At 69.1% G+C, this 17,291-nt stretch carries 17 protein-coding genes; 4 read left to right on the forward strand and 13 right to left on the reverse strand.

What is annotated here, in order from left to right; genetic code table 11:
• Nucleotides 1-91 precede the first annotated feature (91 nt).
• The 3 genes from FOZ74_RS07760 to FOZ74_RS07770 all read left to right on the forward strand — a co-directional run bounded on the left by FOZ74_RS07760 (nucleotide 92) and on the right by FOZ74_RS07770 (nucleotide 3,105).
• A complete protein-coding gene (locus FOZ74_RS07760) occupies nucleotides 92-859 on the forward strand; it encodes a class II glutamine amidotransferase (RefSeq protein ID WP_146912524.1) in 768 nt (255 codons plus the stop codon).
• Between the two features lie 105 nt (nucleotides 860-964).
• Nucleotides 965-1,297 (forward strand): DMT family transporter, encoded by a 333-nt coding sequence (locus tag FOZ74_RS07765; RefSeq protein ID WP_146912525.1) that lies wholly within the window; start codon nucleotides 965-967, stop codon nucleotides 1,295-1,297.
• An 80-nt stretch (nucleotides 1,298-1,377) separates the two neighbouring features.
• Nucleotides 1,378-3,105 (forward strand): amidohydrolase, encoded by a 1,728-nt coding sequence (locus FOZ74_RS07770; RefSeq protein ID WP_222434190.1) that lies wholly within the window; start codon nucleotides 1,378-1,380, stop codon nucleotides 3,103-3,105.
• 19 nt (nucleotides 3,106-3,124) lie between these two features.
• Here the strand turns inward: FOZ74_RS07770 and FOZ74_RS07775 are convergent, their stop codons facing one another.
• The 11 genes from FOZ74_RS07775 to FOZ74_RS07825 form a co-directional block, all read right to left on the reverse strand.
• Nucleotides 3,125-3,595, reverse strand: a complete 471-nt coding sequence (locus tag FOZ74_RS07775) for a carboxymuconolactone decarboxylase family protein (RefSeq protein WP_146912526.1) — start codon at nucleotides 3,593-3,595, stop codon at nucleotides 3,125-3,127.
• Nucleotides 3,596-3,713: 118 nt separating this feature from the next.
• On the reverse strand, nucleotides 3,714-4,298 hold the full coding sequence (gene metW, locus FOZ74_RS07780; RefSeq protein WP_146912527.1) for a methionine biosynthesis protein MetW: 585 nt from the start codon (nucleotides 4,296-4,298) through the stop codon (nucleotides 3,714-3,716).
• Nucleotides 4,295-5,497: a homoserine O-acetyltransferase MetX gene (gene metX / locus FOZ74_RS07785; RefSeq protein ID WP_146912528.1), complete on the reverse strand. Its 1,203-nt coding sequence runs from the start codon at nucleotides 5,495-5,497 to the stop codon at nucleotides 4,295-4,297. Before metX ends, metW begins: the two co-directional genes overlap by 4 nt.
• A 167-nt stretch (nucleotides 5,498-5,664) precedes the next feature.
• Entirely contained in the window at nucleotides 5,665-6,312 is a 648-nt protein-coding gene (locus FOZ74_RS07790; protein ID WP_146912529.1) for a nucleotidyltransferase family protein, read from the reverse strand.
• Nucleotides 6,299-7,357: an XdhC family protein gene (locus FOZ74_RS07795; RefSeq protein ID WP_146912530.1), complete on the reverse strand. Its 1,059-nt coding sequence runs from the start codon at nucleotides 7,355-7,357 to the stop codon at nucleotides 6,299-6,301. The genes FOZ74_RS07790 and FOZ74_RS07795 overlap by 14 nt, the downstream gene beginning before the upstream one ends.
• Before the next feature lie 18 nt (nucleotides 7,358-7,375).
• Nucleotides 7,376-7,930, reverse strand: a complete 555-nt coding sequence (locus FOZ74_RS07800) for an SRPBCC family protein (protein WP_146912531.1) — start codon at nucleotides 7,928-7,930, stop codon at nucleotides 7,376-7,378.
• Between the two features lie 21 nt (nucleotides 7,931-7,951).
• Nucleotides 7,952-9,187 carry a vWA domain-containing protein gene (locus tag FOZ74_RS07805; protein WP_146912532.1) on the reverse strand — a complete coding sequence of 412 codons (1,236 nt, stop codon included), beginning with the start codon at nucleotides 9,185-9,187 and terminating at the stop codon, nucleotides 7,952-7,954.
• Nucleotides 9,188-9,197: 10 nt separating this feature from the next.
• Nucleotides 9,198-10,175, reverse strand: coding sequence for an AAA family ATPase (locus FOZ74_RS07810; protein WP_146912533.1), 978 nt, complete (start codon nucleotides 10,173-10,175; stop codon nucleotides 9,198-9,200).
• A 185-nt stretch (nucleotides 10,176-10,360) separates the two neighbouring features.
• Entirely contained in the window at nucleotides 10,361-11,152 is a 792-nt protein-coding gene (locus FOZ74_RS07815; RefSeq protein WP_146912534.1) for an FAD binding domain-containing protein, read from the reverse strand.
• Between the two features lie 13 nt (nucleotides 11,153-11,165).
• The gene (locus tag FOZ74_RS07820; protein WP_146912535.1) at nucleotides 11,166-13,541 is read right to left on the reverse strand and encodes a xanthine dehydrogenase family protein molybdopterin-binding subunit; all 2,376 of its coding nucleotides are present in this window, start codon (nucleotides 13,539-13,541) and stop codon (nucleotides 11,166-11,168) included.
• 21 nt (nucleotides 13,542-13,562) lie between these two features.
• On the reverse strand, nucleotides 13,563-14,030 hold the full coding sequence (locus FOZ74_RS07825) for a (2Fe-2S)-binding protein (protein WP_146912536.1): 468 nt from the start codon (nucleotides 14,028-14,030) through the stop codon (nucleotides 13,563-13,565).
• A gap of 154 nt (nucleotides 14,031-14,184) precedes the next feature.
• Between FOZ74_RS07825 and FOZ74_RS07830 the strand changes: the two genes are divergently transcribed.
• The gene (locus tag FOZ74_RS07830; protein ID WP_255437822.1) at nucleotides 14,185-15,306 is read left to right on the forward strand and encodes a helix-turn-helix domain-containing protein; all 1,122 of its coding nucleotides are present in this window, start codon (nucleotides 14,185-14,187) and stop codon (nucleotides 15,304-15,306) included.
• A 169-nt stretch (nucleotides 15,307-15,475) separates the two neighbouring features.
• Here FOZ74_RS07830 and prmB read toward each other — a convergent pair whose 3' ends face one another.
• A complete protein-coding gene (gene prmB / locus FOZ74_RS07835) occupies nucleotides 15,476-16,393 on the reverse strand; it encodes a 50S ribosomal protein L3 N(5)-glutamine methyltransferase (protein WP_186764670.1) in 918 nt (305 codons plus the stop codon).
• Between the two features lie 9 nt (nucleotides 16,394-16,402).
• Entirely contained in the window at nucleotides 16,403-17,170 is a 768-nt protein-coding gene (locus FOZ74_RS07840; RefSeq protein WP_146912537.1) for a ferredoxin--NADP reductase, read from the reverse strand.
• Nucleotides 17,171-17,291: the final 121 nt, after the last annotated feature.

The raw sequence follows: 17,291 nt of genomic DNA on the forward strand, positions 1-17,291 counted from the left end.
GCGTGCGTCCGGGGGCGGGCGGACGCTGCGCAGCCGCGCTTGGGCGCCGTTGCCGGCAATACCCATGGGCGCTGCCCCGATAATCCGTGCCATGTGCCAGCTGCTCGGCATGAACGCCAATACCCCTACCGATCTTGCCTTCAGCTTCACCGGCTTTGCCCGGCGCGCGGGCGGCACGGCCGACCACGTCGACGGCTGGGGCGTGGCCTTCTTCGAGGGCCGCGGCCTGCGGCATTTCGTGGACCACCAGCGTGCGCTCGATTCGCCCGTGGCCGAACTCATCCGCCGCTACCCGATCAAGAGCCGCAACGTGATTGCGCACATCCGCAAGGCCACGCAGGGCGAGGTGAACCTGGCCAACTGCCACCCTTTCGTGCGCGAGCTCTGGGGGCGCTACTGGGTGTTTGCGCACAACGGCGACCTGAAGGACTTCCGCCCGCGCCTGCATGCCGGTTTTCACCCGGTCGGCACGACGGACAGCGAGCATGCCTTCTGCTGGCTGATGCAGGAGCTGGCCAAGTCGCACGCCGGCGTACCCAGCGTGGCCGAACTCACGCTCACGCTGCGCGAGCTGGCCGCGCACATCGCGCCGCACGGCAGCTTCAATTTCCTGCTCTCCAATGGCCAGGCGCTGTGGGCGCATGCCAGCACCCAGCTGCATTACATCGAGCGCCGGCACCCGTTCACGGTGGCGCAGCTCAGTGACGAAGAGCTGAGCGTGGACTTTGCCAGCTGCACCACCGCCAGCGACCGCGTGGCGGTGATCGCCACCGCGCCGCTGACACGCAACGAACGCTGGACGCCGCTGGCGCCCCATGTCCTGCGCGCCTTCGTCGACGGGCAGTGCCTGGCGCACTGAAGTGCGCGCCGACGGAAAAATCAGCTGGCGCAGGGCCTTTTCTCTGCCATCATCGCGACACCTGCGGCCCTTGGCGGCCGCGCCGGAGAAAAAGGGAACACCCCTATGCAAAGCTGGTGGTACATCACGATCGCCATCGTGGGCGAGGTCCTAGGCACCTCGGCGCTGAAGTCGGCCAACAATTTCACCAATCCGCTGCCTTCGCTGGTGGTGGTCGTGGGCTATGGTCTGGCCTTCTACTTCCTGTCGCTGGCGCTCAAGACCATCCCCGTGGGCCTGGCCTATGCGGTCTGGGCGGGCCTGGGCATCGTGCTGGTCGCGCTGATCGCCTGGGTGGTGCATGGGCAGGCGCTCGATGCCTGGGCCTTCCTCGGCATCGCGCTCATCGTCGCCGGCGTGCTGGTCCTGAACCTGCTGTCCAGAACCAGCGTGCATTGAATGCCGCAGACCCACCGGCCGTCATTCCGACCCACCCCCTGACCCGCGCCGCAGCGGCGATCCACGCAAAGGTAAACACCATGCTCCGCTCCCTCCTCCTGGCGGCGTCCTGCCTGCTGGCCGTCGCCGCGCATGCGGCCGGTGCCGACTACGTGCTGCGCAACGCTAGGATCTACACGGTCAACCCGCAGCAGCCCTGGGCCCAGGCGCTGGCGGTGCGCGGCAAGGACATCGTCTATGTCGGCCAGGACGACGATGCCGCGCTGAAGGCGCACATCGGCGCGGGCACCCGGGTGGTGGACCTGCAGGGCAAGATGGTCGTGCCCGGCTTCATCGACAGCCACATCCACCCGCTGCTGAGCAGCTTCATGACCGCCGGCGCCGACCTGCAGCACGAGACGCGCGAGCAAATGCTGCGCGCGCTGGAGGACTATGCGCGCGCCCATCCCGCGGGGCTGGTGAGCGGCTTCGGCTGGCGCACCGACATGTTCGGCCCCGAGGGGCCGGACCGGCGCGAGCTCGACCGCATCTTTCCCGACCGCCCGGCCTACATGCTCAACATCGACTACCACAGCATGTGGTTCAACAGCCGGGCGCTGGAGATGGTGGGCGTGGACCGCAACACCAGAGACCCGGCGCCGGGCTTTGCCTTCTGGCAGCGCGACAAGGACGGCGAACCCACCGGCTACGCGGTCGAGCCCGCCACCTACATGGAGGCGCTGAACAAGCTGGTGCCGCTGACGCCTGAAACCTTCGGCGCCTACGTCGGCAAGTGGATGCCCAGGGCGGCGGCCGCGGGTCTGACGGGCGGCTTCGACGCCGGCGTGCCGCCGGTGGCCGACCAGGGCGACCTGCTTTCGGCCTACCTGAAGCTGGAACGCCGCGGCGAGCTGCTGATGCGCCTGGGCGTCTCCTACGCCACGCGCGGGCCGGACGACCCGCCGCCGCTGCCCGGGCTGCAGGCGGTCAGGGCGCGCATCCACTCCGAACTGGTGCACGTGGCGGCGCTCAAGATCATGGGCGACGGCACCGAAGGCGGCTGGACCGCGGCCCTGCTCGAACCCTATGCCGACAAGCCCGAGACGCGCGGCGCCACCACCTTCCCCACCGCGCAGTTCCACGCGCTCATTGCCGAGGCGGACAAGGCCGGCGTCAACGTGCACGTGCACTGCGACGGCGACGCCTGCACGCGCACCGTGCTCGACGCGGTGGAGGCGGCGATGGCGGCCAACCCGCCGCGCGACCGGCGCCACACCATCTGCCACCTGGTGAGCATTGACCCGGCCGACGTGCCGCGCTTCGGCAAGCTCGGCGTGCTGGCCCAGGTGGGCGTGAACTGGGCCACGGCCGACCCCGACAGCCTGGGCGTGCTGCGCCTGCGCCTGGGATCGCAGCGTTTCGAGAACAACGTCTATCCGGCGCGCGCGCTGGTGGAGTCGGGTGCGCGCGTCACCCTGGGCACCGACTGGGCCGCCGCGGGCTACTTTTCCACCTACAAGCCGCTGGACGTGATCCAGATCGGCATGACGCGCCAGCTCATCGGCAAGCCCGACGCGCCCATCCTGCCGCCCGAGGACCAGCGCATGACGCTGGCGCAGATGCTCAAGGGCTATACGCTGGACCCGGCCTACCAGATTGGCCTGGACAAGCAGGTCGGCTCCCTGGAAGTGGGCAAGCGCGCCGATCTGGTGGTGCTGGGGCGCAACCTGTTCGAGGTGGCGCCGCACGACATCCACAAGGTGGCGGTGGTGGCAACGATGATGAACGGGCGCCTGACGCACGGCAGCCTGCCTGCCGCCCGGCGCTGAGGCGGGGCCCCGCGCGGGGCTACTTCTTGCCGCGCTGGCTCACGTAGTCGCCCACCTTGGAGCGAAAGGCGATCGCCATGCGGTTCCAGCCGTTGATCGCGATCACGGCGAGCGTCAGGTCCACGATGCCCTTTTCGTCGAAGTGCCCGCGCACCTCGTCGTACAGCTCGTCGGGCACGCCGCGGGTGGCAATTTCCGTGATGGCCTCGGTCCAGGCCAGGGCGGCGCGCTCGCGCTCGCTGTAGAAGCTGGGGGCCTCGCGCCAGGCGGACAGCAGCACCAGGCGCTGCACGCTTTCGCCATCGGCGATCGCGTCCTTGCTGTGCATGTCCAGGCAGTAGCCGCAGCCGTTGATCTGCGAGGCGCGCATCTTCACGAGTTCGATCAGCGACTCTTCCAGCCCCGTCTTGTGTACCTGCATCTCGGTGTTGAGCAGGGCTCTGAAGGCTTCGGGGGCTGCCTTGGTGTAGTCCAGACGTTGTTCATGCATGTTCGCGTACTCCTGTGCAAAAGCGGGTGGTCGGTTCAGTGGTGTGGCCAGTCTAGAAGCGCCGCCGCCGCACCGGCCGTGGCTCAGGGCGAAACCATGGTGGCAGTAGCGCCTTGGCTCAGTCGTGCTCGAAGCGAAACACCGCCGTGCTGGCGAGCAGGTTGGGCCAGGTGCGCACCTCGCGCCCCTCATCCAGGCCAAAGGCGTCCAGGATGCGCAGCTTGTTGCGCCGCGCCAGCACTTCGAAGTCCTTGAAGGTGCCCACGCGGATGTTGGGCGTGTCGTACCACTGGTAGGGCAGGCGGCTGGTGACCGGCATCCTGCCGCGCAGGATGGACAGGCGGTTGGGCCAGTGCGCGAAGTTGGGAAAGGCGACGACGGCGCTGCGGCCCACGCGCGCCGTCTCCTGCAGCATGACTTCGGCATTGCGCAGGTGCTGCAGGGTGTCGATCTGCAGCACCACGTCGAAGCTGTTGTCGGCGAACATCGCCAGGCCCTCGTCCAGGTTGAGCTGGATCACGTTCACGCCGCGGCGCACGCAGGCGAGCACGTTGGCATCGGCGATCTCTATGCCGTAGCCGCTGCAGCCGCGCTCGCGCGTCAGCAGCTCCAGCAGCGCGCCGTCGCCGCAACCCAGGTCGAGTACGCGGCTGCCCTCGGGCACCAGGCGGGCGATGCTTTGCATGGTGGAGTGATCGCTCATGCAAGCTCCTTCGCAATGCCATCAAAATAGGAGCGCACTACGCCCATGTAGCGGGCGTCATCGAGCAAAAACGCATCGTGCCCGTGGGGCGCGTCGATTTCGGCGTAGCTGACGCTGCGGCGGTTTTCCAGCAGGGCGTGCACGGTCTCGCGCGAACGCGCCGGCGCAAAGCGCCAGTCGGTGGAAAAGCTCACCAGCAGGAATCTGGCCTGGGTGAGCGCAAGCGCCTGGGTCAGGTTGCCGCCGGTCTTGCGTGCCGGATCGAAGTAGTCGAGCGCACGGGTGATCAGCAGATAGGTGTTGGCGTCGAAGTAGTCGCTGAACTTGTCGCCCTGGTAGCGCAGATAGCTTTCGATCTGGAATTCCACGTCCTGCGTGCTGTACAAATACTCGCGCAGAGCCGGCGCTGGGCCGCCCCGAGCCGGCTCAGCCCCCTCGGGGGGCAGCGAACCACGCGCAGCGGGGAGCGTGGGGGCCCTGAGACTGCGGCCGAACTTGGCGTTCATCACGTCGTCGCTCAGGTAGGTGATGTGCCCGATCATGCGGGCGATGCGCAGACCGCGCTTGGGGACGACGCCGTGGCGGTAGTAGTCGCCGCCGTGAAAGTCCGGGTCGGTGGCGATCGCGCGGCGCGCCACCTCGTTGAAGGCGATGTTCTCCGCCGACAGGTTGGGAGCGCTGGCGATGACGATGGCGTGGCGCACGCGATCGGGGTATTGCAGCGTCCAGGACAGCGCCTGCATGCCGCCCAGGCTCCCGCCCATCACGGCGGCCAGCTGCGTGATGCCCAGGCGTTGCAGCAGCAGGGCCTGGGCATTGACCCAGTCTTCCACGGTGAGGACGGGGAACTGGGCGCCATAGACCTCGCCCGTGGCCGGGTTGATATCCATCGGACCGGTGGAGCCAAAGCAGGAGCCGGGGTTGTTGATGCCAATGACGAAGAAGCGGTTGGTGTCCAGGCTCTTGCCCGGGCCGATCATGTTGTCCCACCAGCCTTCGCTCTTGGGTTTGCCGGGGTAGTAGCCCGCCACGTGGTGCGAGGCGTTGAGCGCGTGGCAGACCAGTACGGCATTGCTCTTGTCGGCGTTGAGCTCGCCGTAGGTTTCGTAGGCGAGGTGGTAGTCCCTGAGCACGGCGCCCGAGGTGAGCGCCAGCTCCCCGGGGAACTGCATCAGTTGAGGCTGGACGATGAAGGACATGAAAAACCCGGCGCCGCCAAAGAACGGGGCCGGGTCTTGCACGCTGTCGGTCACGTCTTTAGCGGAATTTCTAAAGCGCCCGCAAGCGGTGCAAATCGGCGCGTCTCTCGCGGGGCATTATGCCAAAGCGGTCGCGGGCGTGAGGCAAGACCGGGGCAGGGGCAGGGTCAGGCAGGCCAGGTCAAGGCAACGCCATGCGCTTGCTGCAAGCTTTGCAGCGACTCGGGCGTATCGGCATCGGTGGTATAGCGTGCATGGTCGGCGGCGAGCGTCTGCACCCGTTCGGGGTGGGCGCGCCGCCACTGGCGCACGGAGTCGCCCTGCTGCACCGCCTGGCGCAGCAGGGCGCCAAAGACCAGCGGGTGGCCGGGCTGGCCGTGGTGGGTGGGCACGACGAGCTCGGTGCCCGGTTGGCGCGCGCGCCAAGCGTGCAGGATGGCGCTGAAGTCCGGCAGTTCCAGCAGGGGCTGGTCGCCCAGTGCGACGAGGACGGTGGTGAGGCTGGCGGGCAGTGCGGCCAGGCCGCAGCGCAGCGACGAGGCGGGCTCTTCCTCGGGTGTGGGGTTGGTGGTCCATTGCAAGTGGGGGTGGCTGCCCTGGGCAGCTTGCAACACCTGCAGGATGGCCTCGCGGTGGTGGCCGAGCACGACGACGACGGGCGCGCAGCCCGCCGCAGCCAGCAGGCGTGCCTGGCGCAGCAGCAGTGGCTCGCCATCGCGCAGCAGCAGGGCCTTGGGGCGGCTTCCCATGCGCCGCCCGGCGCCGGCGGCGAGCAGCACCGCGCCGCATGGGCGCGCGGCCTCAGGCGTCGTCATGGATCACGAAGCAGACGTTGGCCGCGTCGTTGGGCGTGATCTCCTGCAGGTCCTTGACGTGGGCCACGTCCATGTCGCGCGGCAGCGGCACGCCGTTCTTCACCGCGAGGATCTCGGCCATCACGCTGACCGCGATCTCGGGCGGGGTCTTGCTGCCGATGTAGATGCCCACGGGGCCACGCAGGTTCTTCAGGCTTTCCTCGGTCTGGTCCAGATGCTCGATCATGCGCTGGTGGCGCAAGGCGCTGTTGCGCCGGCTGCCGATGGCGCCAATGTAGAAGGCGGGGGTGTCAAGGGCCTGCAGCAGTGCCAGGTCGTCGAGCTTGGGGTCGTGCGTGAGCGCGATCACGCAGGTGCGCCCGTCGGGCTGCATCTCGGCCACGGTGTCATCGGGCATGGTGGTGACGAGACGCGCGCCGGCCACGCTCCAGCTGCCGGCGAATTCCTCGCGCGGATCGCACACGGTGACGGAAAAGCCGCAGAACAAGGCCATGGTGGCCAGGTATTCGCTCATCTGCCCGGCGCCGATGATGAGCATGCGGTAGCCCGGGCCGAAGGTGTTGACCACCTCCTGCGTGCCGACGATGAGGTCGGCCGGGTGCTCGGCGGGCTCCAGCGTGACGGCGCCGTCGGCCAGGCGCACGCGCCGGTGCATGAGCCGGCCGGCGTCGAGCTGCGCCAGCAGCTGCTGGATGGCTGCAGGCTCGGGGTTGAATTCCACCAGGATCTGCAGCGTGCCGCCGCAGGGCAGGCCGAAGCGGTGGGCCTCGTCGGCGGTGATGCCGTACTTGACGAACTGCGGCGGCCCGGTGCGCGCCAGCGCGTCGCCCACACCGGGCTTGGTGTAGCGGTCGATCAGGTCGTATTCGATGCAGCCGCCCGAGACCGAGCCGACCACCATGCCGTCGCCGCGCAGCGCCATGATGCAGCCCACGGGGCGCGGCGAAGAGCCCCAGGTGTGCACCACGGTGGCGAGCACCGCGTCCTGGCCCGCGGCGCGCCAGCTGGCCAGCGCGCGCAGCACCGTGAGATCGAGGTTTTCCATGCCTTGCGCCTCCTGCCTTCAGTCGGGCGCGGCGGCGTCTTCCTGGCTGCCGCCCTTGAGCTTGCCCCACAGTTTCTTGAGTGTGCCGCCTTCCCTGGGTTCCTCGCCGGCGTCCTCGGGCGGCGGGCCGAAGCGCCGCTGCATCTCCTCGTCAAAGCGGGTGAAGAACTTTTCGGCCATGGACTTGGCAACGCCGTCGATCAGGCGCTGGCCCACCTGGGCGATCTTGCCGCCCACGCTGGCGCTGGCGCTGTAGCTGAGCTCGCAGCCCGCGTCCTGCGGTGTGAGCGTGACCTTGGCGCTGCCCTTGCCGAAACCGGCCGGCCCGCCCGAGCCTTCGAAGCCCAGCGTGTAGCTGCTGGGCGGCTCGATGTCCGACAGCGCGATGTTGCCCTTGAACCTGGCGCTCACCGGGCCGATCTTCAGCGCCATCGTGATCGCATAGGCGTTTTCGCCCGTGGCTTCGATACTGTCACAGCCCGGGATGCAGGCCTTGAGCACCTCGGGGTCGTTGAGCGACTCCCAGGCTTGTTGCTGGGTGATGGCAAGCGGGCGTGAGCCTTGCATTTCCATGGGGGGGTCTCCTTCGCGGGTTCAGTGGTGTTGGAGCAGGCGGGCGATGGCGTTCGCCAGCTCGTGCAGTTTGGTGACGTTGTGCACCGCAAGCATGCCGTCGGCCGCCTTGTGCAGTTCGGCCGCGCCGCGTGCAATGGGCTCGTAGCCGCCAAAGCGCAGCAGCGGGTTGAGCCAGAGGAGCTGGCGGGTGTGGCGCTTGAGCCAGCTGAGCTCCGTGGCGAGTTGCACCGGTTCGCCCGTGTCCAGCCCGTCGCTGACCAGCAGCACCAGGGTGCGGCGGCCGACGAGGCGGCGCCAGTGGTGCTGGCGCAGCTCGGCCAGTGATGCCCCCAGGCGCGTGCCACCGGCGAAGTCATCGATGGCCTGGCCGGCGACGAGCAGCATGGCGTCGGTATCGCTCAGGTGAAAGGCGGTGTTCAGGTCGGTCAGGTGCGCGCCGAAGGCGAAGACGTCGCGGCGCACCGCCAAACCCCGGCTGCCCACCTGGGTGCGCGCGGTGGCGCTGTGCAAAAAGGCCAGCAGCAGGCGGGCGTAGCGTTCCATGGAGCCCGAGACATCGACCAGCACCAGCAGCGGCAGCGGCTGGCGGCGGCGCTGCAGGCGGTGCAGGGCCATGATGTCGCCGCCGCACTGGGCTGCTGCCCCGAAGGTGCGCCGCCAGTGGATGCGCGCGCCGCGCATGCCGCCGCGGGTGCGCCGCGCGGCCACGGTGGGCAGGGGCAGCGGGATGTCGCGCACCAGGCGCTCCACCAGCTGGTATTCGCTGGCGCTGAGCTGGTTGAAGTCGGCGGTCTTCAGCCGCGCCGTCTGGCTGGCGGTCATGGCCGCGTCCAGGTCGACGGCGTCTTCCTTTTGCGCGGGCTTGGGTGGCTTGGGTGGCGAGAGCGCTTCGCTCACGCGCGGGCGGCGCTTGGGGCCCTTGGCGTGGCCATCGGCGCGCGGCAGCATCTGGGCGAGCAGCTTGTTGGCCAGCTTGGGGTCGCGGAAAAAAGCGTCGAACAGTTCGCGGAATACCGCGCGGTCTTGTTCCCGCGCGACCAGCACGGCTTCGAGCGCGGCGCTGGCGTCCTCGCGCCGTGCCAGACCCACCCATTGCAGCGCCTGCTGGGCCAGCGCCATGCGCGCGGCATCCACCGGCACGCCGGCGCGGCGCAGCATGCGGCAGAACGCGCCGAGGTTGCCCGCGAGCTTGCCGTGGCGCGCATCACCGAGCTGGACGACGCGGTCGGGGGCCGGGGCTGCGCTGGCGGGCATGCGCTCGTCCTCAGTTCGCCCCGCCGTCGGGCAGGGCGACTTGCAGCACCTCGGCGGCCAGCGCCTGGTTGAGCGCGGCCACGTCGTCGCGCTGCTTGAACAGGATGCCGGCGGTGTCCTGCACCACTTCGGGGTCCAGCGCCAGGGTGTCGAGCGCGACCAGCGCACGCGCCCATTCCACGGTTTCGGCGATGCCGGGGGCGCGCTGGAAGTGCCCATCAAACGGCGCGCTGCGCAATTGCTGCACGAAGGCCGCGACCTGCTCGGTGAGCTGGCGTGGCGCCTCGGGCACCAGGGCGTGGACGATGGCCAGCTCGCGCTCGCGCTCGGGGTAGTCGAGCCAGTGGTAGAGGCAGCGGCGCTTGACCGCGCCGTTGAGCTCGCGCGTGCGGTTGCTGGTGAGCAGGGTCACGGGCGGCACGCTGGCGCGCACCGTGCCCAACTCGGGAATGCTGACCTGGTATTCGCCCAGGTATTCGAGCAGGAAGGCCTCGAAGGGCTCGTCGGCGCGATCGATCTCGTCGATCAAGAGCAGCGCGCCCGGCGCCGGGGTTTCCAGCGCCTGCAACAGCGGGCGGCGCACCAGGTAGCGCGGCTGATAGACCTCTTGCTCCAGCGTTTCGATGTGCAGGCCCAAGCCGTCGCCGGGCCGCGCGTCTTGCGCGGCAGGAGGCGTGGGGGCCGTCATTTCAGCCGCACGAAGATGCAGCAGCTGCGCGGCGTAGTTCCATTCGTAGAGCGCCTCGCGCTGCTCCAGACCGTCAAAGCACTGCAGGCGAATCAAGGGGCGGCCCAGCACCCTGGCCAGCGCCTTGGCCAGTTCCGTCTTGCCCACGCCGGGTTCGCCCTCCAGCAGCAGCGGGCGCTGCAGTTTGAGCGCGAGGAACACCGCCGTCGCCAGGCGCCGGTCGGCAAAGTAGCCGTGCTGGCGCAGCCCTGCGGTGAGCTCGTCGATGGTGTTGCATTCGCAGGGTGGGGTGTCGGGCATGAATGACTTCTGAAAAATGAGCTGTCAGCGCTTGCCAGGCAAGCGTTTGAGGCCGAAAAGGCTTGAAAGTTTTCAAGCCGTACAGGCCCCTCACCCCTCCCTCTCCCCAAAGGGGCGAGGACGAAATACCGGGCCGGCTTTGCGCCCTCTCCCGCTGGGAGAGCGCTGGGGTGAGGGCGGCTCGATCAGGCCAAGGCCTGCGCCACGGCGCGCTGGGCCATCACGCCAACCAGGTGGGCGCGGTACTGGCTGGAGCCGTGCAGGTCGCCCGAGAGCTCGCCCGCATCGGTGCCCACCTTGGCCGCGGCTTCGGGCGTGAAGCTGGCCGACAGCGCCTGCTCCATCGCTGCATGGCGAAACACCCCGTTGCCCCCGCCCGTCACGGCCACGCGCACGCCGCCCGCGGTCTGCGCGACGAAGACGCCGATCAGCGCGAACAGCGAGGCCGGCTGCGGGAACTTCATGTAGGCCGCCTTTTGCGGGATGGGAAAGCTCACCGCGGTGATGATCTCGCCCTCGTCCAGCGCGGTGCTGAACAGGCCCTGGAAGAAGTCGTCGGCCGCGATGGCGCGCGCATTGGTGTGCACCGTCGCGCCCAGGGCCAGCAGCGCGGCCGGGTAGTCGGCGGCCGGGTCGTTGTTGGCCACCGAGCCGCCGATCGTGCCGCGCGCGCGCACCTGCTTGTCGCCTATGCCGCTGGCCAGGCCCGCCAGTGCGGGGATGGCCTGCCGCACCACTTCGCTCTCGGCCACCTCGCAGTGGCGCGTCATCGCGCCGATCACGATGGCGCCCGCCTCCTTGCGGATGCCGGCCAGCTCCTGGATGCCGCCCAGGTCCACCACCTGCTCGGGCGCGGCCAGGCGCAGCTTCATCGAGGCGAGCAGCGTCTGCCCGCCCGCCAGCAGCTTGCCGCCCGCCTTGGCGAGCTTGAGGGCATCGGCCTGGGTGCTTGGGCGCTCATAGGTAAATGCGTACATCTGGGTGCTCCTTTCAGGCTTGCTTGGCTTGCTGGATCGTGGCCCACACGCGGTCGGGCGTGGCGGGCATGTCGATGTCGTCGATGCCCAGGGGCTTGAGGGCATCGAGCACCGCGTTGATCACCGCCGGTGGCGCGCCGATCGCGCCCGCCTCGCCGCAGCCCTTGCTGCCTATGGGGTTGTGCGTGCACGGCGTGCACACATGGCCGATCTGGATATTGGGGAAGTTGGCCGCGCGCGGCATGGTGTAGTCCATGTAGCTGCCGGTGAGCAGCTGCCCCGTGTCCTTGTCGTAGATGCCGTGCTCGTACAGCGCCTGGCCCATGCCCTGCACCACGCCGCCCTGCACCTGGCCCTCGACGATCATGGGGTTGATGATGACGCCGAAGTCGTCCACGCAGGAGAAGCGGTCCACGCGCACCACGCCGGTCTCGGGGTCGATCTCGACCTCGCAGATGTAGGTGCCCGCGGGGTAGGTGAAGTTGGTCGGGTCGTAGAAGGCGGTCTCGTTCAGGCCCGGCTCCAGCTTGTCCAGCGGGTAGTTGTGCGGCACGTAGGCGGTGAGCGCCACCTGGGCGAAGGGGATCTTCTTGTCCGTGCCCTTGACGGTGAATTCGCCGTTGGCAAATTCGATGTCGGTGTCACTGGCCTCCATCAGGTGCGCGGCGATCTTCTTGGCCTTGGCCTCGATCTTGTCCAGCGCCTTCATGATGGCCGCGCCGCCCACCGACAGCGAGCGGCTGCCGTAGGTGCCCAGACCGAAGGGGATGCGCCCGGTGTCGCCGTGCACGATCTCGACCTGATCCGGGTTGAGCCCCAGACGCGCCGCGACGAGCTGCGCAAACGTCGTCTCATGCCCCTGGCCGTGGCTGTGCGAGCCGGTGAACACCGTCACGCTGCCCGTGGGGTGCACGCGCACCTCGCCGGCTTCAAAAAGGCCGGCGCGCGCGCCCAAAGCGCCCGCGAGGTTGCTCGGCGCCAGGCCACAGGCTTCGATGTAGCTGGAATAGCCCATGCCGCGCAGCAGGCCCCTGGCCTCGCTGGCCTTGCGCCGGTCATCGAAGCCGGCCACGTCGGCGAGCTTTTGCGCGTCGCGCATGCAGGCGTGAAAGTCCCCCGTGTCGTACTGCAGCGCCACCGGCGTCTGGTAGGGGAAGGCCGTGACGAAGTTGCGCTTGCGGATCTCGTCCTGCGTGAGGCCCAGCTCCCAGCCGCAGCGCGTGACCAGCCGCTCCACCAGATAGCAGGCCTCGGGCCGGCCTGCGCCGCGGTAGGCATCGACCGGCGCGGTGTTGGTGAACCAGGCGTCCACCTCCACATAGACCTGCGGCGTGGCGTACTGGCCCGCCAGCAGCGTGCCGTAGAGGTAGGTGGGGATGGCGCTGGCAAACGTCGAGAGGTAGGCGCCCAGGTTGGCGTGGGTGTGAAAGCGCGCGGCAAGGAACTTGCCGTCCTTGTCCATCGCCATCTCGGCGTGGCTCAGGTGGTCGCGTCCGTGCGCGTCGCTCACGAAGGATTCACTGCGCTCGGCCGTCCACTTGACCGCGCAGTTGAGTTCGCGCGCGGCATAAGTCAGGGCCACGTCCTCGGCATACAGGTAGATCTTGGAGCCGAAGCCCCCGCCTACGTCGGGCGCGATCACGCGCACCTTGTGCTCGGGCAGCTGCATCACGAAGGCGGTGAGCAGCAGGCGCTCCACGTGCGGGTTCTGGTTGGAGACGTAGAGCTCGGTCTCGTCGGTCGAGCGGTTGTAGCGCACGTTGACCGCGCGCGGCTCCATCGCGTTGGGAATGAGCCGGTTGTTCACCACGTCGATCTTCGTCACGTGCGCGGCGCCCGCAAAGGCCGCGTCCACGGCGGCCTTGTCGCCCAGCGTCCATTTGAAGCACTGGTTGTCCGGCGCCTCGTCGTGCAGCGCGGGGCCGTCCTTGGCGCTGAGCATGTCGACGACGGGGGGCAGTTCCTCGTATTCGACCTGCACCGCCTCGGCGGCGTTCTTGGCGTGCTCGTGCGTGTCGGCCACGACGAGGGCCACCTGGTCGCCCACGTAGCGCACCTTCTTGCTGGCCAGCGCCGGGTGCGGCGGCTCGCGCATCGGGCTGCCGTCGGGGTAGTGGATCTGCCAGGCGCAGGGGATGGAGCCGAGCTTGCCCTCGATGTCCGCGCCGGTGAAGATGCGCACCACCCCGGGCATCTTGCTGGCGGCGGCGGCGTTCACGCTCTTGATGGTGGCGTGCGCATGCGGCGAGCGCACGAAGTAGCCGTGGCGCTGGCGGTCCAGCTGCACGTCGTCGGTGTAATTGCCCTGGCCGGTGAGAAAGCGCAGGTCTTCCTTGCGCTTGAGCGATTCGCCGATGTGCGGCAGCTTGGCAAATTCATTGGCACCCATGGTCTTGTCTCCTTGATGTGCTCAGGCGGCCACGGCCGCCTGAGCGGTCTGGATGGCCTTGACGATGTTCTGGTAGCCGGTGCAGCGGCAGATGTTGCCTTCCAGCAGCTCGCGGATTTCCCGCTCGCTGGCGTGCGGGTGGTGCGCCAGCAGGTCGATGGAGCTCATCACCATGCCCGGCGTGCAGTAGCCGCATTGCAGGCCGTGGCACTCCTTGAAGGCCGCCTGGATGGGGTGCAGCGTGCCGTCGGGCGCAGCCACGCCCTCGATGGTGGTGATGTCGCAGCCGTTCATCTGCACCGCCAGCACGTTGCACGACTTGATGGAGCGCCCGTCCGCCATGACCGTGCAGGCGCCGCACTGGGCGGTGTCGCAGCCCACGTGGGTGCCGGTGAGGCGCAGGTGTTCGCGGATGAACTGCACCAGCAGCGTGTTGGGCGGCACGTCCGCACTGACGGCCTGTCCGTTGACCTTGAGCTCGATCTGCATGCGCTTGTCTCCTTCTGATCCATGAACCTGTGTGGACTGTCCATTCTTGGATCAAGTGCCCCACCCAGCCCTAGTACAAACCCTGAGACTGCGCCTGCCCGCATGCAATATTCTCAGAATGAGACGCCCCGCGGCAGCGCTCGGGCCGCAAGCCATGGCCATGACCTCCTCCGACCTTCGCCTGAACCAGATCGCCCTGGCGCGCCGGGCGCTGGCGCAGGGCGGCGCCGAGCTGACCGATGCACTGGTCGGCGCCTGGCTGGACCGCGCCTGGATCGTGCGCAGCTGGCAGCGCTGCCTGGCGCGCGGCGCCCGGCCCGATCGCCCGGTGGTGTTCGAGCCCGCGCCCCGGCGCGCCGGGGCCGACGCCGCCGAGCAGCATGCCGAGCTGCTGGCGCTGGCGCGCCCGGGGCTGCAGCGCCTGGCCAGGCAGATCGCGCCGGTGCGCTACTTCGCCCTGCTCACCGACGCGCGCGGCACGGTGATAGAGACGGCCGGCGCCATAGACCACCGCAACCGTGCCACGCACGCGATCGCGCGCATCGGCATCGACCTGTCCGAGCAGAGCATAGGCACCAGCGCGATCGGCGCGGCGCTCGCCGAGCGCGCGCCGGTCTGGCTGCACCGGGGTGAGCATTTCTTCACCGACACCGGCGTCTACAGCTGCGCCGGCGCACCGCTGTTCGGCCCCGATGGCAGCTGCCTGGGCATGATCGACGTGACCGGCGTGGACGTGCCCGAACGCCCCGAGCTGCAGCACCTGGTGGCGCACACCGCGCGCCAGATCGAGGACGCGCTGATCCTGGCGCGCCCCCACAGCCTGCGCCTGCGCCTGTCCTGGCCCGAGGGCTGGCAGGTCAGCGGGGGCAGCGGCGGCGCCGAAGGCCTGCTGTGCCTGGACGCCGACGGCCAGGTGGTTGGCGCCAACAGCAGCGCGCGCCAGATGCTGCCGGCGCTGCACACTCTGGCGGGCGCGCCGCTGCATGCGGCCGACCTGTTCGCGCTGCCCTGGACGGGACTGTTCGACGGTGCGGCGCAGGACGGGCCGCGCACCGTGCCGCTGTGGTCCGGCCTGCGGCTGCAGCTGCGCGCCGAGCGGCGCCACCGCGCGCCGGTGACGCCGCAGCGTTCGCTCAAGGCGCTGGAGTCGGCGCTGATCGACCAGGCGGTGCGCGATGCCGGCGGGCGCGTGGCCGAAGCGGCGCGCAAGCTCGGCGTGAGCCGCGCCACCATCTACCGGCGCCTGGCGGCGATGCGCAAGGGTGCGCCGGGTTAGAGCGACCTTGAACCAGTCCCCGCGATGGTGCTCGCCGGGCATGGAATGGGCTGCAAGGCGCAAACCGCGGCAATAGCAGGGGCTATTGCGAGGATTTGCAAGGTCGCAGGCCGCCGCAGGCCGGGATGCGCGACGCGCGAGGGATTTTTCAGCCTTGCCCCAGACCTGATCACACGCCGGCCAGGGCCTGGCGCGTGATCAGCAGCACCTGCTCGCTGCCCGCGCTGGTCGGCAGCCAGAACACCGGCAATTCGGGAAACGCCGCCTCGAAGTGCGCGCGCTCGTGGCCGATCTCCAGCACCAGCACCGCATCCTCGCTCATGCAAGCCGGGGCATCGCGAAGCAGGCGGCGGATGAAGTCCATGCCGTCCTCGCCGCCGGCCAGCGCCAGCGCGGGTTCGGCGCGGTATTCGGGCGGCAGCTGCGCCATGCTTTGCGCGTTGACGTAGGGCGGGTTGCACAGGATCAGGTCCCAGGGGCCGGGGCAGCGTGCCAGGCCGTCGGACTGGACGAGCCGCACGTGCTCCTGCAGGCCGTGCCGCTCCACGTTGATGCGCGCCACGGCCAGGGCCTCGGGCGAGAGGTCGGCGCCGGTGACCGCCACCTCGGGCCAGGCCAGGGCGGCCAGCACCGCGAGGCTCCCGTTGCCGGTGCACAGGTCCAGCACCTGGCGGGTCTGTGCGCTCAGCCAGGGGTCGATGCCGGCGTCGGCCATCAGCTCGGCGATTAGGCTGCGCGGCACGATGGCGCGCTCGTCCACGTAGAACGGCATGCCCGCGAGCCAGGCCTCGCGCGTGAGGTAGGCGGTGGGCACGCGCCGGCGTATGCGCTCTTCAAAAAGCGAAGCTGCTTGCGCTTGCTGGGCGGGCGTTACGGGCCGATTTCGTATGGAATCCGGCCCGCTGCCCAGGGGGCTGTCCAGCGGCAGGCCCAGGCTCCAGAGCACGAGCCAGGCGGCTTCGTCGTGCGCGTTGGTGGTGCCGTGGCCAAAGCCCGCGCCGGCAGCCTGCAGCCACGCCTCGCCGCTGGCCACCAGGGCGCCCACGGTGGCGCCGTTCAGGCCGTGCGAGGTAGGCTGCGCAGGCACCTGGCGGGCCTATTTTTCGACGAAGGCGCGCTCGATGACGAAGTCGCCCGGGCGCGTGGTGCTGCCTTCCGCGAAGTCCATGCGCGTGAGCAGCGCCTTGAGCGTGGCCAGCATCTCCGGGCTGCCGCAGAGCATTACCCGGTCGTTGGCCGGGTCGAGCTGCGGCAGGCCCAGGTCGGCCGCAAGCTGGCCGCTTTCGATCAGCGCATTGATGCGGCCCTGGTGGATGAAGCTCTCGCGCGTGACCGTGGGGTAGTAGCGCAGCTTGTCCCGTACCAGCTCGCCCAGCAGCTCGTGGCGTGGCAGCTCGTGCGTGAGGTAGTCGCGGTAGGCGAGCTCGGCCGCTTCGCGCACGCCGTGCACCAGGACGATCTGCTCGAAGCGCTCGTAGGTGTCGGGGTCGCGCACGATGGCCATGAAGGGCGCGATGCCGGTGCCGGTGGCCAGCAGGTACAGGCGTTTGCCCGGCAGCAGGTAGTCGGTCACCAGCGTGCCGGTGGGCTTCTTGGCGACGATGATGCTGTCGCCCACCTGGATGTGCTGCAGGCGCGAGGTCAGCGGCCCGTGCGCCACCTTGATCGAGAGGAATTCCAGGTGCTCTTCCCAGTTGGGGCTGACCACGCTGTAGGCGCGCAGCAGCGGCTTGCCGTCCACCTTCAGGCCGATCAGCGTGAAGTGGCCGTTGGAAAAGCGCAGGGCCTGGTCGCGCGTGGTGGTAAAGGAAAACAGCCGCTCGGTCCAGTGGTGTACCGAGAGGACGCGCTCTTCGAAGAACATCGTTGTGTGGGTGTGAACGGCCAGGCGCGGCAGGGTATTGCCGCGGCATGGGCTCAGGTGCGCGCCGCGCGCCTGTCGCCTGCCTGACGTGAACCGGGAAAACCCCAATTGTCGTTCAAAC

Source organism: Comamonas flocculans, from assembly GCF_007954405.1.
Classification (GTDB): domain Bacteria; phylum Pseudomonadota; class Gammaproteobacteria; order Burkholderiales; family Burkholderiaceae_C; genus Comamonas_C; species Comamonas_C flocculans.